Genomic DNA, 14,137 nt, shown 5'->3' with positions numbered 1-14,137 from the left:
TCAGCTCACCACCCGGCGCGCCGCCGCCACGATTCCGGCCGGCTGGGGGAGTGCCGCCTCCTCCAGCCGACGGGCGTACGGGATGGGGACCTCCGCGCTGCACACCCGCTCGACGGGCGCGTCGAGTTCGAAGAACGCCTGCTCACAGATGCGCGACTCGATTTCGGCGGACAGACTGCCGCTGCGCCAGCCCTCGTCGACCACGACGGCCCGGTGGGTCCGCCGGACCGAGCCGACGAACGCGGTGTCGTCCAGGGGCCGTAGCGTGCGCAGGTCGACGACCTCCGCGCTGATCCCCTCGCCCGCCAGTTCCTCCGCGGCTTCGAGGGCCTTGGACACGCAACCGCCGTACGCGACGACCGTGACGTCGGTGCCCTCGCGCCGGACGGCCGCGCGGTCCAGGTCGACCTGATGGACCGCCGGGTCGAGCGTTCCGACCGCGTTGTACAGGCTGCCGTGCTCGAAGAGCAGTACCGGGTCGGGGTCGGCCAGCGCGGCGGACAGCACGTGGCGGGCGTCGTCGATCGTGGCCGGCGCCAGGACACGGAGGCCGGGGATGTGCGCGTACCAGCCTTCGAGACTGTGGGAGTGCTGGGCGGCCAGCTGCCGTCCCGCGCCCGTCGTCATGCGGATCACCAGCGGCACGCCGAGCTGTCCGCCGGACATGTGCCGCAGGGTGGCGGCGTTGTTGAGGATCTGGTCGAGGGCCAGCAGGCTGAAGTTGACCGTCATGATCTCCACGATCGGCCTCATCCCTGCCAGTGAGGCGCCGATCCCGGCTCCGACGAACGCGGACTCCGACAGGGGCGTGTCCCGGACACGATCGGGGCCGAACTCCTCCAGGAGGCCGAGGCTCACCCCGAAGCAACCGCCGTAGCGGCCCACGTCCTCACCCATCAGGAACACTCGGCCGTCCGAGGCCAGGGCCTCGCGCAGTCCCTCGCGCAGGGCCTCCCTGTATGTGGTGGTGTCGTCGTCGGGATGCGCCCGCGGTCGCGTGCTCATGCCTGAGCCTCCTCGTATCGGCCTGTGACATGGAGCAGCAGATCCTCGGCCGGCTCCTCGGGGGCCTGTTCGGCCGCCAGGACGGCTCGGTCGATCTCCTCCATGACGTCGTGGTCCAGAGCCTCCAGCGCGGCTGCGTCGAGGAGTCCAGCCGTACGCATGCCGTCGGCGAGGCGGGTGACGGGGTCGTGCCGCTTCCACTCCTCGACCTCGTCCTTCGGCCGGTACCGGTCCGGGTCGTACATCGAGTGCGCGCGGAATCGATACGTCCGCATCTCCAGGAAGTGCGGTCCGCTGCCGGCGCGGATGGACTCGACCGCCCCGCGCGCCGCTCTCTCCACGGCGTGTACGTCCATGCCGTCGACGGCCCAGGCCGCCATGCCGTACGACGCCGCCCGCATCGCCAGGTCCGTCTGGGCGTGTTCGCGGGCGAGGGCCGTCCCCATCGCGTACAGGTTGTTCTCGCAGACGAAGAGCACGGGCAGTCCCCAGAGCGCCGCCAGATTGGCGGTCTCGTGGAACTCGCCCTCCGCGAAGGCCCCGTCACCGAAGAAGCAGCAGGTCACTCGAGACTCGCCGCGCAACCGGTCGGCGAGCGCCAGGCCCGCCGCGAGCGGCAGTCCGCCGCCCACGATCGCGTTGCCGCCGTAGAAGCGGCGGTCGGCGTCGAAGAGGTGCATGGAACCGCCGCGGCCGTGGCTGCACCCGGTGCTCTTCCCGTACATCTCCGCCATCACGGCCTCGGGCGGTATCCCACGGGCCAGGGCGTGGCCGTGTTCGCGGTACGTGGAGACGACCGCGTCCCGCTCGTCGAGAGCCTGGTGGACGCCGACCGCCACCGCCTCCTCGCCGATGTAGAGGTGCACGAAGCCCCGGATCGCCGCTGCGCTGTACAGCTCGACGCACCGTTCCTCGAACCGCCGGATGAGCAGCATCTGCCGCAGCAGATCCAGGTCGTGGGACGCCGCAGGAGTGCGGGAGGGCGTCGTGGGTCCACGTGCGCGACGGGGGCGCTTCGTCTTCGGTGTTCCGGCGGGCGTACCGCCGTGTGCGGTGGCCATCACGGTTCCTTCTCGGAGAGCTCGGCCGTCCCGGCCGGTTCGGGTGTCTCCAGCGTCGACACATCGCCCTCGGGCAGGCCCAGTTCGCGGGCCCGCAGCAGGCGGCGCATCACCTTTCCGCTGCGGGTGTGGGGCAGATCCTCGACGAACTCGATCTCCCGGGGGGCCACAGCCGGGCCGAGGCGCCGGCGGCCGAACGCCAAGACGTCGCGCCGTAGTTCGGTGTCGGGCGGATACTCGGGGCGCGGCAGCACGAACGCCTTGACGATCGCGCCGGCCAGAGGGTCAGGGCGTCCGATGACACCGGCCTCGGCGACCGCCGGATGCTCCATGAGCGCGCTCTCCACCTCGAACGGCCCGATGAGGTGCCCCGCGGACTTGATGACGTCGTCGGCGCGGCCCACGAACCAGTACCAGCCGTCGGCGTCGCGGCTGACGAGGTCGCCGGTCAGGTACCAGCCGTCCGCGAAGCACGCCTCGTAACGGTGCGGCTCGTGGAGGTAGGCCCGGAACATCGAGGGCCAGCCCGCCCGTAGGGCGAGCTCGCCCTGGGCACCGGGTTCTTGGAGGATCTGGACGTGCCCGCCGGTGATGGCCGCCCGGCCGTCCTCGCCGCACGCCAGGACGGCGGCCTCGACACCGGGCAGTGGGCGGCCCATCGAACCGGGCCGCATCGGATCGGCCGCGAAGTTGGCGATCATGATGGCACCGGTCTCGGTCTGCCACCAGGTGTCGTGGACCGGAAGCCCGAGAGCCTCCCGGCCCCAGTGCACGGCCTCGGGATTGAGAGGCTCACCGACACTCGCGATGAACCGGAGCGACGAGAGGTCGTGACGCTCCGCGGGAGTCGGCTCGCCGCGGCGTGGTGCGGCCCGCATGAGCATGCGGAACGCGGTGGGCGCGGTGTACCAGACCGTGACGTGCTGGTCGGCGAGGATCCCGTACCAGCGAGCGGGGGCGAAGTCCCCTTCGTCGACGACGGTCGTCACGCCGTGGGTGAGCGGGGCGATGATCCCGTACGACATGCCAGTGACCCAGCCGGGGTCGGCCGTGCACCAGAAGACGTCGCCCTCGTGCAGGTCCAGAGCGTAGGCGGCGGTGACGTGATGGGCGAGGACCGCCTCGTGCACGTGTACCGCGCCCTTGGGGGTGCCCGTCGTGCCGCTGGTGAAGTGCAACAGCGCCGGCTCCGCCGGATCGGTCGGACCCACTGTGTACGCGTCCGGCGCGGCGGCCGTGAGAGCGGGGAAGGAGAGGGTGTCCGGGGGCGGGTCGGCTCCGGGGTCGAGAAGCAGAACGTGCCGCAGGTGCGGAAGTCGGGACCGTACCGGGGCCACCTTCCGCTCGTACAGCTCCCGGGTCGTGACCAGCGCGCGGGCGTTGCCCAACTCCATGCGCAGTGCGATGGGTTCGGGACCGAAGGCGCTGAAGAGCGGGCACAGGACCCGTCCGGCACGCAGCGTTCCGAGGACGGCGCTGTACAGCTCGAACCGGCGGCCGAGGAGGGTGAACACCCGCTCGCCGCGTTCCACGCCGAGCGTCTCCAGCACGTGCGCGAAGCGGGAGCTCTCGGCTGCGAGACGGGCGAAGGTGACCGTCTGGACGGTTCCGTCGCGGGCGATGCAGCGCAGCGCGACGCGTTCGCCGTGGCCCTCGCGCAGGTGCCGGTCGACGGCCTCGTACCCGATGTTGATGCCGCCGTCCGGCAGTCCGGCGAGCCGGGACCGCTCGCGTCGCCAGGAGAAGGTGGCCCGGGCGCTGTCGTAGTCGGGCATGACGGGTGCCACCCACAGGGCGTTCATCGCGGTGGCTCCACGTCGAGCGCGAGGTTGTCGTAGGCGTACTCGATCGATTCGTGCAGGGCGACGACTCCGTCGACCGAGCGGCAGAGCCGTGTGATCACGCGGATGTCGGCACGCTCGTCGACCCGGCCCGTCAGCCTGACGACTCCGTCGTCGACGGTCACACGGATCGTGTCCGGGGCGAGGCGCAGCGTGTCGGCCAGAACGTCGTGCTCGATCTCGTCACGGATCGCGGTGTCGCTGCGCAGGAAGGGCCGCAGCAGGTCGCTGCGGCTGATGATCCCGACGAGGCGACCGGTCTCGTCGGTCACGGGCAGTCTCTTCACCGCCTTGCGCTGCATGGTCCGGGCCGTCTCGACGAGATTCCAGTTCGCCTGTGCCGTGACGGCCGGCGAGGTCATCAGCTGGGTGGCCGTCTCCGCGTCGGGCAGCCCTCGCTCCTGGGACAGCAGCCGGACGCCCGCCCAGCGGCCCTCCAGGTCGGGGAGCTCGGCGGTGGACCGCAGCAGGTCGGCCTCCGAGACCACGCCGAGCAGGCGTCGGTCGGCGTCGACGACCGGGACCGCCGAGACGTCGTGGTCGGCGAAGAGCCGCGCAATCTGCTTGAACGGGGTCTCCGGGGCGGCGGTGATCACGTCGTGGGTCATCACCTCGAAAACCGTGCGGTGCTGCATGACGGTCCTCCTTCACGGGACGCGGCCGCCCCAGGTCTCACTCTGCTGCGCGAAGCGCACCCGGGGCAGTGCCGAATGGTCCCCTTCCGGGACTGTTGGCCCCTATGGCGGCGGGCCCGCCGGGACGCACGGTGGAGACGGCGAGAGAGCCCGTCTCGGGAGGACCGCGGCCGGGCGCTCGTGCCGGGAGGCGAGAAGCATGACCGGGACCGGAGCACGACAAGGCCAGGAGAAGCCCCGCGCCGGGTTGTGGGCTCGCGTCGGTGACCGGCTGATCGTGGGTGGTGCCACGGTCGGGGACGAGGGGCGAGACGGTGAGATCGTCGGGCTCCACCATCCGGACGGCACTCCGCCCTTCGATGTCCGATGGGCGGACACGGGACGGGTCACCGAGGTGTTCCCGGGCCCGGACGCACGCGTCCAGCACTTTCCGCCGCACGGCACGAGAGAGGCCGGACCCGGGAAGGCTGCTACGCGGTCGTGAATTCCGCCGTCGCGGCCACCACACCGGGCACCGCCCGGGTCAGGCGCAGGGCCAGATCCGCCGGAACGGACTGTGGCAGGCGTCCGGCGAGCGTCACCGCGCCGTTCTGGACCCGTACAGTCAGTGCCGCGTCACCTTCGGGAATCAGGTGCGTGAGGAGCTCGTGGCGCACGTCCTCGGCGAGTTCGGAGTCGGAGCGAAGGTAGACCTTGAGCAGATCGCCCCGGCTGACGACACCCACCGGGCGGCCGTCCTCGTCCACCACGGGAAGCCGCTTGAGGTGGCCCTGCGCCATCAGCCGCGCGGCCCCGGCGATCGTGGCATCGCGCGGAACGGTGACGGGCGGAGCCGACATCAGGCTGCCCGCCGTCACCGATCCCGCGTCGTCCCGGGCCTCTCCCGGAACCTTGCCGAGTACGTCCGCCTCGGACACCACGCCGACCACTCGTCCCTGGGCCGACAGCACGGGGACCGCGCTCACGCCCCAGCGCCGCATGGACCGGACGATCTCCTTGACCGGTGCGTCGAGCCTGGCGGAGACCACCGCATGGGTCATCACGTCGTCGACGGTACGAGGGTGCTTCATGACCGGCCTCCGGTACGTCTGCGCCCCGAGTCCTGTTGCTGCGAGGGTTTCGCCGCCTGGCGTCGGAGGACAAGGGCCGAAAGGGGCACGTCGGGACCCGGGCAGCACTGGCACGGACCGCCTGCCGATGCTTTCCTGAAAGCGAGGAGGGGGCCCGCCAGAGGGACGCGGGGAAGCGGCTTCGAGCCGCGCACCGCGCGATCAGGATCCGCGAGAAGCGGATGGGCCCCTCCTCCCGTCGTGTCGCCGCGCCGCCTCCGTACGCGGACCGGGCGGTCCGGGGCCCGGGACCGACCGGCCCTACCCCGCCACTCCAGCGTGGTGCGAGCGTGGCAGGTGGCCACCTCACGACCCGGAAAGGCGGTGGGCGCGATGGAATCGCCCCTGGTGGTAGGAGTCGACGGGTCCGACGCCAGTCTCACGGCTTTGGACTGGGCCGTCGACGAAGCGGTACGGCACGGGCTTCCCCTGCGCATCGTCCATGCCTCCCTGTGGGAACGGTACGAGGGTGTCGTGCCGGCCTGGACGACGGACCGGCCCTCGGGCCAGGTCCTCGCCGAGAACATCGTCGGCACCGCGGTCGAACGCGCCCGGCGCCGCGCACCGGGCCTCCCCGTCACCACGGACGTCCTCGCCCAGGACGCGTCCACCGCGCTGCTCGGGGAGGGCCGGGAGGGCACGATCCTCGTCGTCGGATCCCGAGGGCGCGGCGAACTCGCCGACCTTCTGCTCGGATCCGTCGGCCTCGTCGTGGCAGCCCGGGCCCACTGCCCGGTCGTCGTCGTCCGGGGGCACCGGCAAGCCCTCGAAGCACGCCACGGGCGTGTCCTGCTCGGCATCGGAGAGTACGACGTCGACTCGCCGGCCGTGCGGTTCGCCTTCCGCGAGGCAGCCGTCCGGGACGCGGAACTCGACGTCGTCCGCACCTGGCAACGGCCGGCCCATGAACCGGCCGACCACCTGCTGATGAGGCGCGCCGGGGCGGCCTACTTCACGGAAGGGTCCTCCGAACGGCTCGACAAGGCCCTTGAGACCGCGGCATCCGAGCATCCCCAGGTGCGCCTGCGTAGGAGCACGGTGGAGGGCCCCGCCCACAAGGTCCTGACCGAGCGCTCCGCCGCCGCCGACCTGCTGGTCGTCGGTGCGCGGCGCCGCGACGGCCTCGTCGGCCTGGAGCTCGGCAGGGTCGCCCACCGCGCCCTGCACCACGCTTCGTGTCCGGTCGCCGTCGTACCCCAGCGGCGTCCGGAGACCACGGAAGGAGACGTGTGATGAACACGAACGGTGACCCGCGTGCCTCGCACGCCACGAGCGACCTCGGCCGCCGCGTCGAGGCCAGGCGCACCCGACTCGGCCTGTCCTGGGAGGACGTGGCCGAACGGGCCGGCTCGACGCCCGGCTACATCGCCTACGTGGAGGAGCAGGTGCCCACCCCGGGGATCGAGTTCCTGGTCCGGCTCGCGAACGCACTGGAGACCACCGTCCAGGATCTCACCGGGTACACGGCGGACCTCGCACCCGGAGGAGCCCGCGCCGGGTACCGGGCACGGATGGAGGAGATCGGCGAGGCCGAGTGCTGGGAGCTGCTCGACGGGCACGGCGTCGGCCGGGTCGCCGTCGAAGGACGGGACGGGCTGATGGTGTTCCCCGTGAACTACCAGGTCGTCGACGGGAGTGTGGTCTTCATGACTGCTGCGGACTCGACCCTCGCGCGCGCCTCGGCGTCCGGGGTGGAGATCGCCTTCGAGGAGGACCACCTGGACGAAGCCTTCAGCCAGGGCTGGAGCGTCCTCCTTGTCGGTCAGGCACGCACGGTGTCGGAGGAGACCGAGGTGCGGAGGATCAAGGATGCCGTCCACTCGGCGCCGTGGGCTGGGGAAGGGCGGGACACCGTGGTGACGCTCTCGCCGCGCCGGGTGACCGGAAGGCGCATCCAGGTGCCGGGCGCGCCCGGCGCGCCGTCAGGGGCCGCTGAGTGAGCGGGCGTCGGCGATCGCGTTCGTCGGCTCGGAGGACCTGAACGCGCCCCGGGCTCACCGTGGAGTCTGGGAGGGCTCACCGTGGAGTCTGGGATTCTCTTCACGGAGGGGGAGGGGGGAGCCGGCCGAAGTGCAGAGGCTGAAGCGTGAGGTCGGCAGCTGGCGGACGACCTTGCGCAGACGGGGCGCCCGGGTTCGGGAGTCGCAGTCCGAGTAGTCGCCGCCGTCGTCCTCTCACATCAAGGGGACGACGGCGACCGGCGCGGGGCTGTGGTGGATGACCGCGTGGGCGACATGGCCCAGATGCGGGCCGAGGGGGACGTGCCGACTCCGGCGTCCCACGATGACGAGTTGCGCCGTCCGTGACGCCTCGACCAGCTGGTACGCGGGCGAGCCCACCACCGTTTCGGCCTCCACTTCCACGCCCGCGTACCGCTTCCGCCACGGCTCCAGCAGGTCGTCCAGCCCCCCGAGGAGGTGGCGGCCCAGCTCCTTGCCGATCCCCGGGTCCATGACGGCCGCGTAGCCGTACGAAGCGGGAAGCGTCCAGCTGTGGAGGAAGCGCAGCGGCGTGCCCTTTCGGGCGGCTTCGGCGAAGGAGAACGCGAGCAGGGCTTCGCACGGGTGGTGGATGTCGACGCCCACCACGATCCCGCCTCCGGGACCTGCCCGTTCGTCCTTCGCGCGTACGAGGACGACCGGCTGTCGCGCCGCGCCGGCGACGGCGAGGGAGACCGAGCCGATGATGAAGCCGCGGACGCCGCCGAGCCCGCGTGAACCGAGGACCGTCAGATCCGCCTCGTTCGCGGCGGCCGTCAGTTCCTCGGCTGCCCCGCCGCGCGCATGCTCCGTGACGACCTCGAGGTCGGGATGGTCCTTCCGCGCCCGGTTCGTCTCGTCCCGCATCAACCTCTCGGTCCGCTCGTCCAGGGTGCGGGTATACGCCAGGGGCACTTCCGGCGTGTTCGGCCACTCCTGCACATGCACCAACCTGAGGGGCACTTCGCGTAGCACCGCTTGCGTCGCGGCCCAACGGGCGGCGGTGAGGCTTTCATCAGAGCCGTCCAGACCGACGGTGACCTGGGCTGTCATGGCGTGCCTCCCTCATCGAGTCCTCTCCGCCCCGTCGCGGGTCCGGATCGGACAGGACATCTCACATTCAGGTTGGTGTCATGTCGCTCCCGGCAGCAGGGCCGGGCAGGGCTCGATCGGGGCCGAACGGCCCATCCCGAGGAGGCCCACCCCGATGCCAGTGTGGGAGATGTCGCCCCTCGGGACGCGCTCCCGAGCCTCGGGTGTACCCCGGAGGAGGAGCCATGACCAGTGAGACCCCGGCCCGACCGGAGTTCGGCAACGTCGTCGTGGGAGTCGACGGGTCCCCCTCCGCGCGCGCGGCCGTACTGTGGGCCGCTGACGAGGCGGACCGACGGGGGCGGTCCCTGCATCTCGTGCACGCCGCCGACACCGACCGTCGGGCCATCTTCTCCAATGCAGAGACGATCCAGTCGGTACGCGAAGCGGGTCGCGACCTGCTGACCGAGACCGCGAGCGTGGTCCGTGGCCTCTTTCCGGACCTCGCCGTCACGAAGGAGCTGAGCCGTCAGGAGCCGGTCGCCGGTCTCCGGGCGGCTGCGGGGAACCGAGGCACGATCGTGGTGGGCAACCGGGGGCTGGGAGGCTTCTCCGCGCTCATGCTCGGATCCGTCGGCCTGGGCGTGGCGGCCCGCGCCGAAGTGCCTGTGATCGTGGTCCGTGGCGACCGTGACCGGCCGGCGTCGGGCTCGGTGACAGCAGCCGTGCACGGTGCTTCGGATCTGGGCTGGCTGCTCGTCGCGGCCGCCGAGGCGGAGGCCCGCAAGGCGGCGTTGCGGCTGGTGAGCGTCTGGAACGTGCTCACCCATGTCGGCAGCGTCGCGACCATGCTGGACGACCTCGACGAGATCGCGGGGCAACGCGTGCACGAGATCAAGTCGCTCGCCGACCTCGTGCAGGAGTTCTACCCCACCCTGACCGTCGGCCATCACGTCGAGACGGGCACGAGCACGCCCGGGATCCTGGTGGAGGCGAGTGCCCACACCGATCTGCTCGTGATGGGCAGACAACTCCGCGCCCTGGGCGCAGGCCCGTCCCTGGGCCGCGTCGCCCACGTCCTGCTCCACCACGCCCACTGCCCGGTGGAGATCGTCCCCCCTGCCTTCGCCACCCGGGTCGAGGAGACATGAACGAGATACTCCTCGGAGTCGACCCCCGGGAGCAGTCGGTCCCCGCTCTCGTCTGGGCAGCCGAGGAGGCCGTACGAAGGGGACTGGTACTCCGGTTGGTCGTAGCCGTGCCGCCTGCCCACGACGCCGTCCGGTACGACGCGATCGCCCACCAGAGCGCCCTGCGAACCGGTGCGGAGTCGGCGATCGCCAACGCGGAGGACCTCGTCCGGGAACTGCACCACGGTCTGCGGACCGCGACGGAACGTGTGAACGGTGTGCCGGCGACCGTGCTGTGCGACATGGCAGAGCACGTCGCACTCGTCGTCGTGGGCTCGCGTCGTCTCGGCAGGGTGGCCGAGGTGTTCAGTGAGAGCTCCGTGGTCGCCCCGCTCACGGCGCGGGCAGACTGTCCCGTCGTCGTGGTCCGCGCACCTGAGCACACCACCACGCACCCACCGACCGTCGTCGTCGGCGTGGACGGAAGCGAGTCCTCACAGGCCGCGGTCGCCTTCGCCCTCGCGGAGGCGAGCCTCCGCGAGGCACGGCTGCGGGCCGTCTGGGTCTGGCCCCGGTCCGTGCTCGCCCACGACGACGGTGAAGAAGGTCTGGCCGAGCGGCGTCGGCTGCTCGCCGAATCGCTGGCGGGCTGGGCGGAGAGGTATCCGGATGTCGCCATCTCCCAAGAGGTCCTGCGGGGGCACCCGGTCGAGCAACTCGCCCTGACGTCCCAGGAATCCCTCTCACTCGTGGTCGGTCGCAGAGGCCGTGGCGGCTACTCCGGCATGCGGTTGGGTTCGACGGTCCACGGCCTGCTGCACCGTGCCCTGTGTCCCGTGATCACCGTCCCCCTCCCGCAGGGCGAGCGGCAGACCGGCGACGCCTCATGGGCCGACCGGTCCCGTTCCGGTACGACCGGCCGGCCCGGGCCCACTGCCCCGCTCGGCACTGGGGCGCGCCGACCTCCACGCGGGACGGTGGGGCGAGAGGACGCCCCCGGTCCGTCGGCCGGTTCCGCGGAGAGGTGAGCGTCATGCAGCGCATCCTGATCAGCCCCCGGCCCCAGCATCCCCGCAGGCTCGCCCCCTCGACCTGCGCACGCCGTCCGGCCGGCCCCCTGCCGTACTGAGGTGGCCCGAGAGCTGTGGAGGAGACCATGGGACCGATACGACACGTCGTACCGTTCACGGAACTGGGGCGGCACGATGTCAGCCGAGCGGGTGGCAAGAACGCCTCGCTCGGCGAGATGACCACCCGGCTCGCGGGCGCCGGCATCCGTGTCCCTCCGGGATTCGCCACCACCGCCGAAGCGTACGAGGAACTGCTCGGCTCCCGAGACCTCCGCCGTCGCGTGGAGGCACAGATCGACAGACTGCACGCGGGTGCCCCACTCGATGAGGTCGGGGCGGCCATCCGGTCCCTCTTCCTCGTGGAGCCGTTGCCCGTGCCTCTGCGGGATGCCGTGCTCGCGGCGTACGAGCAGCTGGCCGAGGAGATCGGCCGGGAGTCGCCCGAGGTGGCGGTGCGCAGCAGTGCGACGGCGGAGGACCTGCCCGAAGCGAGTTTCGCCGGGCAGCAGGAGACGTACCTGAATGTCAGCGGCGCCGACGCGCTTCTTGAGGCGTGCACGCGCTGCTACGCCTCCCTGTTCACCGACCGGGCGATCGACTACCGCGAACGGATGGGCTTCGACCACCTCGCCGTCGCCTTGTCCATCGGCGTCCAGGTCATGGTCCGCTCCGATCTCGCAGGCGCCGGGGTCGTCTTCACCCTCGACCCGGAGAGCGGCTTCCCGGACGTGATCGTGGTGAGTGCCGCCTGGGGGCTGGGGGAGACCGTCGTCAGCGGCCAGGTCGACCCGGACGAGTACACGGTGTTCAAGCCGAGCATGAAGGACCCGGTGCTCGACCCCGTCATCGACGTGCGGATCGGAGCCAAGCGGCTGAAGGCCGTGTACGCGGACACCGGGATGACCCGCACGGTCGACACACCCGACGGTGAGAGGAACCAGCGGGTCCTCGACGACGCGGAGATCCGTACGCTCGCCGGCTGGGCGGCGGCCGTCGAGGCGCACTACGGCTGCCCCATGGACATCGAATGGGCCAAGGACGGCCTCACCGGACAGCTCTGGATCGTCCAGGCCCGCCCCGAGACGGTCCAGTCGCGTCGGCGCACCACTACCCTCACCCGCCGCCGGCTCACCGTCACTCCTGGCGAACCGCTCGTCGAAGGCATCGCCGTCGGCGAGGCCATCGGCCAGGGCCGTGTCGTGGCGCTCGACGCGCCCGTCGACCTCGACCGCTTCCCACAGGGCGGCGTCCTCGTCACCGGCGTCACCGACCCGGACTGGGAACCCGTCATGAAGAGGGCCTCCGCCATCGTCACCGACCACGGGGGGCGCACCTCACACGCTGCGATCGTCAGCCGCGAACTCGGCGTCCCCGCCGTCGTCGGAACCGGAAACGGGACACGGGTCCTGCGTGACGGACGTTCCGTCACGGTCTCCTGCGCCGAGGGAGGGAGCGGACGTGTCTACCAAGGGCTGCTCCCGTACGAGGAGACCCAGACCGACCTCGCGGAACTGCCAGCCACCCGAACTCGGGTGATGCTGAACCTGGCCGATCCATCGGCCGCGTTCCGCTGGTGGCGGCTCCCCGCGGACGGAGTGGGACTGGCGCGCCTGGAGTTCATAGTCGCCCACCAGGTGAAGGTCCACCCCATGGCCCTGTTGCATCCGGAGCGGCTCGACGCCCACGACCGGCATATCATCGAGCGGCTCACCGAGGGCTACCTCGACCGAGGTGACTACTTCGTCGACCGGCTGGCCCACGGCATCGCCCGGATCGCGGCCTCGCGCTGGCCGGCGCCCGTCGTCGTGCGCACCAGCGACTTCAAGACCAACGAGTACGCCAAGCTCCTCGGCGGCCGACCCTTCGAACCGGACGAGGCGAACCCCATGATCGGCTGGCGCGGTGCGAGCCGGTACTACAGCGACGGCTACCGCGAGGGCTTCGCCCTCGAATGCCGCGCACTGCGCCGGGTCCGTGACGGGATGGGGCTGACGAACGTGATCGTCATGATCCCCTTCTGCCGCACCCTCGGCGAGGCCGACCGCGTACTGGCGGTGATGGCGGACGAGGGACTGGTACGCGGCGGGAACGGGCTGCAGGTGTACGTCATGGCGGAGATACCGGCCAACATCATCCTTGTCAGGGAGTTCGCGGAACGCTTCGACGGATTCTCGATCGGCAGCAACGACCTCACCCAGCTCACCCTCGGCGTCGACCGCGACTCCGAGGCCCTCGCCCATGTCTTCGACGAGCGGGACGCCGCCGTCGTCCGCAGCATTCAGACCCTTGCCGCCCGCGCCCACGCGGCAGGCCGCCCTGTCGGACTGTGCGGGCAGCGGCCCAGCGACGATCCGGGTTTCACCGCGATCCTGGTCGACGCGGGCCTCGACTCCATATCCGTGGCGCCGGACAGCTTCGCGGCGGTCAAACAGCACGTGGCCCACGCGGAGACGACGCTCAAGAACGGCACCGGGCGAAGGGAGGAGTGACCATGCCAAGGAAGGCACGACATCGAGTCGCTGCGGACACCGGGCTGCCGGCCCGGCGCGGTCGACGGGCGGCCACGGGAGACGCGCTGCCCGGTCGGCCCAGGAACCACCAGCTGCCCACGGAGGGAGCGATGGGACGTCCCTGGCGCCCGATTCACACGATCAAGGTGTCGACGTTCTTCCTCTGAACCGAGGGTTGATCGGCCGGACCGTGAGCAGGGGGCCAGAAAGGAGGACGCGGCCATGACGACCGCAAGGGAAATCATGCACGCCGGTGCAAGCTGCGTGCAGGAGAACGAGAACCTCATGGATGCCGCACGCCGCATGAGCGAACTGGATGTCGGCGCGCTGCCCATCTGCGGGCCGGACGACCGGCTGCACGGCATCATCACCGACCGGGACATCGTGGTGAAGTGCCTCGCCAAAGGCAAGGACCCCCACCGGATGACGGCCGGAGACCTCGCCCAAGGCAAGCCGGTCACCGTGGACGCGGGCGCCGACAGCGAAGTGGTGCTTCGCACGATGCAGCACCACCGTGTCCGCCGCGTGCCAGTGATCGACGACCATCGCCTGGTCGGCATGATCAGTGAGGCGGACCTGGCGCGGCACCTGCCGGAGGAACGGGTGGGCCATTTCGTCGAGGAGATCTGCCGCTGACAGCACCAGCGCTGTGGCGCCATGGGCCGGTCGGTCCCCTCCTGGTGCGGCCCGTTCGGCCCCGTCGGACAGCCCCCTTGGACACTGCGCCACGCGACCTCGTGGGTGGAAGAGTGGGTTACGGAGTCG

13 protein-coding genes are annotated in these 14,137 nt (G+C 71.2%); 7 read left to right on the top strand and 6 right to left on the bottom strand.

The features are described from left to right. The 4 genes from ACIP8Z_RS10500 to ACIP8Z_RS10485 form a co-directional block, all read right to left on the bottom strand. Positions 1-1,005, bottom strand: a complete 1,005-nt coding sequence (locus tag ACIP8Z_RS10500; protein ID WP_266971743.1) for an alpha-ketoacid dehydrogenase subunit beta — start codon at positions 1,003-1,005, stop codon at positions 1-3. Beyond that, positions 1,002-1,940 carry a pyruvate dehydrogenase (acetyl-transferring) E1 component subunit alpha gene (gene pdhA, locus ACIP8Z_RS10495; RefSeq protein ID WP_402082334.1) on the bottom strand — a complete coding sequence of 313 codons (939 nt, stop codon included), beginning with the start codon at positions 1,938-1,940 and terminating at the stop codon, positions 1,002-1,004. The genes ACIP8Z_RS10500 and pdhA overlap by 4 nt, the downstream gene beginning before the upstream one ends. A 125-nt stretch (positions 1,941-2,065) precedes the next feature. Then, on the bottom strand, positions 2,066-3,868 hold the full coding sequence (acsA, locus tag ACIP8Z_RS10490; protein WP_402081273.1) for an acetate--CoA ligase: 1,803 nt from the start codon (positions 3,866-3,868) through the stop codon (positions 2,066-2,068). Next, a complete protein-coding gene (locus ACIP8Z_RS10485) occupies positions 3,865-4,542 on the bottom strand; it encodes a CBS domain-containing protein (RefSeq protein WP_402081270.1) in 678 nt (225 codons plus the stop codon). Before ACIP8Z_RS10485 ends, acsA begins: the two co-directional genes overlap by 4 nt. Here ACIP8Z_RS10485 and ACIP8Z_RS10480 point away from each other — a divergent pair. Then, positions 4,541-5,026, top strand: coding sequence for a DUF1918 domain-containing protein (locus tag ACIP8Z_RS10480; protein WP_402081268.1), 486 nt, complete (start codon positions 4,541-4,543; stop codon positions 5,024-5,026). The genes ACIP8Z_RS10485 and ACIP8Z_RS10480 overlap by 2 nt on opposite strands. Here ACIP8Z_RS10480 and ACIP8Z_RS10475 read toward each other — a convergent pair. Further along, entirely contained in the window at positions 5,013-5,612 is a 600-nt protein-coding gene (locus tag ACIP8Z_RS10475; protein ID WP_266971748.1) for a CBS domain-containing protein, read from the bottom strand. The two genes, ACIP8Z_RS10480 and ACIP8Z_RS10475, sit on opposite strands and share 14 nt — an antisense overlap. Positions 5,613-5,984: 372 nt before the next feature. Here ACIP8Z_RS10475 and ACIP8Z_RS10470 point away from each other — a divergent pair, with 372 nt between their 5' ends. Together ACIP8Z_RS10470 and ACIP8Z_RS10465 are read left to right on the top strand one after the other, a co-directional pair. Continuing rightward, the gene (locus tag ACIP8Z_RS10470; RefSeq protein ID WP_266971750.1) at positions 5,985-6,884 is read left to right on the top strand and encodes a universal stress protein; all 900 of its coding nucleotides are present in this window, start codon (positions 5,985-5,987) and stop codon (positions 6,882-6,884) included. Next, positions 6,884-7,591 (top strand): pyridoxamine 5'-phosphate oxidase family protein, encoded by a 708-nt coding sequence (locus tag ACIP8Z_RS10465; RefSeq protein WP_266971752.1) that lies wholly within the window; start codon positions 6,884-6,886, stop codon positions 7,589-7,591. The genes ACIP8Z_RS10470 and ACIP8Z_RS10465 overlap by 1 nt, the downstream gene beginning before the upstream one ends. A 234-nt stretch (positions 7,592-7,825) precedes the next feature. On the opposite strand, the gene ACIP8Z_RS10460 is transcribed toward ACIP8Z_RS10465, so the two are convergent. Further along, the gene (locus ACIP8Z_RS10460; protein WP_266971754.1) at positions 7,826-8,683 is read right to left on the bottom strand and encodes a universal stress protein; all 858 of its coding nucleotides are present in this window, start codon (positions 8,681-8,683) and stop codon (positions 7,826-7,828) included. Positions 8,684-8,907: 224 nt separating this feature from the next. On the opposite strand from ACIP8Z_RS10460, the gene ACIP8Z_RS10455 reads away from it, so the two are divergent. From ACIP8Z_RS10455 to ACIP8Z_RS10440, 4 genes are all read left to right on the top strand, one after another. Continuing rightward, positions 8,908-9,813, top strand: coding sequence for a universal stress protein (locus ACIP8Z_RS10455; RefSeq protein ID WP_266971755.1), 906 nt, complete (start codon positions 8,908-8,910; stop codon positions 9,811-9,813). Then, positions 9,810-10,820: a universal stress protein gene (locus ACIP8Z_RS10450; RefSeq protein WP_266971757.1), complete on the top strand. Its 1,011-nt coding sequence runs from the start codon at positions 9,810-9,812 to the stop codon at positions 10,818-10,820. Before ACIP8Z_RS10455 ends, ACIP8Z_RS10450 begins: the two co-directional genes overlap by 4 nt. A gap of 128 nt (positions 10,821-10,948) precedes the next feature. Then, on the top strand, positions 10,949-13,351 hold the full coding sequence (ppsA, locus tag ACIP8Z_RS10445) for a phosphoenolpyruvate synthase (RefSeq protein ID WP_402081263.1): 2,403 nt from the start codon (positions 10,949-10,951) through the stop codon (positions 13,349-13,351). Positions 13,352-13,594: 243 nt separating this feature from the next. After that, on the top strand, positions 13,595-14,008 hold the full coding sequence (locus tag ACIP8Z_RS10440) for a CBS domain-containing protein (RefSeq protein WP_266971760.1): 414 nt from the start codon (positions 13,595-13,597) through the stop codon (positions 14,006-14,008). Positions 14,009-14,137: the final 129 nt, after the last annotated feature.

This window comes from Streptomyces sp. NPDC088553 (assembly GCF_044752965.1).
GTDB lineage: Bacteria > Actinomycetota > Actinomycetes > Streptomycetales > Streptomycetaceae > Streptomyces.
The sequence above is the reverse complement of the archived record's forward strand: the minus strand, read 5'-3'. Positions and strand labels throughout refer to the sequence as shown.

Excerpts from the sequence above, each read along its gene's own strand:
- ACIP8Z_RS10475 (WP_266971748.1), bottom strand. The coding sequence starts at position 5,612 with ATGAAGCACCCTCGTACCGTCGACGACGTGATGACCCATGCGGTGGTC.
- ACIP8Z_RS10440 (WP_266971760.1), top strand. The coding sequence starts at position 13,595 with ATGACGACCGCAAGGGAAATCATGCACGCCGGTGCAAGCTGCGTGCAG.
- ACIP8Z_RS10480 (WP_402081268.1), top strand. The coding sequence starts at position 4,541 with ATGACGGTCCTCCTTCACGGGACGCGGCCGCCCCAGGTCTCACTCTGC.
- ACIP8Z_RS10470 (WP_266971750.1), top strand. The coding sequence starts at position 5,985 with ATGGAATCGCCCCTGGTGGTAGGAGTCGACGGGTCCGACGCCAGTCTC.
- ACIP8Z_RS10450 (WP_266971757.1), top strand. The coding sequence starts at position 9,810 with ATGAACGAGATACTCCTCGGAGTCGACCCCCGGGAGCAGTCGGTCCCC.
- ACIP8Z_RS10455 (WP_266971755.1), top strand. The coding sequence starts at position 8,908 with ATGACCAGTGAGACCCCGGCCCGACCGGAGTTCGGCAACGTCGTCGTG.
- ACIP8Z_RS10465 (WP_266971752.1), top strand. The coding sequence starts at position 6,884 with ATGAACACGAACGGTGACCCGCGTGCCTCGCACGCCACGAGCGACCTC.
- pdhA (WP_402082334.1), bottom strand. The coding sequence starts at position 1,940 with ATGCTGCTCATCCGGCGGTTCGAGGAACGGTGCGTCGAGCTGTACAGC.
- acsA (WP_402081273.1), bottom strand. The coding sequence starts at position 3,868 with ATGAACGCCCTGTGGGTGGCACCCGTCATGCCCGACTACGACAGCGCC.
- ACIP8Z_RS10460 (WP_266971754.1), bottom strand. The coding sequence starts at position 8,683 with ATGACAGCCCAGGTCACCGTCGGTCTGGACGGCTCTGATGAAAGCCTC.
- ppsA (WP_402081263.1), top strand. The coding sequence starts at position 10,949 with ATGGGACCGATACGACACGTCGTACCGTTCACGGAACTGGGGCGGCAC.
- ACIP8Z_RS10500 (WP_266971743.1), bottom strand. The coding sequence starts at position 1,005 with ATGAGCACGCGACCGCGGGCGCATCCCGACGACGACACCACCACATAC.
- ACIP8Z_RS10485 (WP_402081270.1), bottom strand. The coding sequence starts at position 4,542 with ATGCAGCACCGCACGGTTTTCGAGGTGATGACCCACGACGTGATCACC.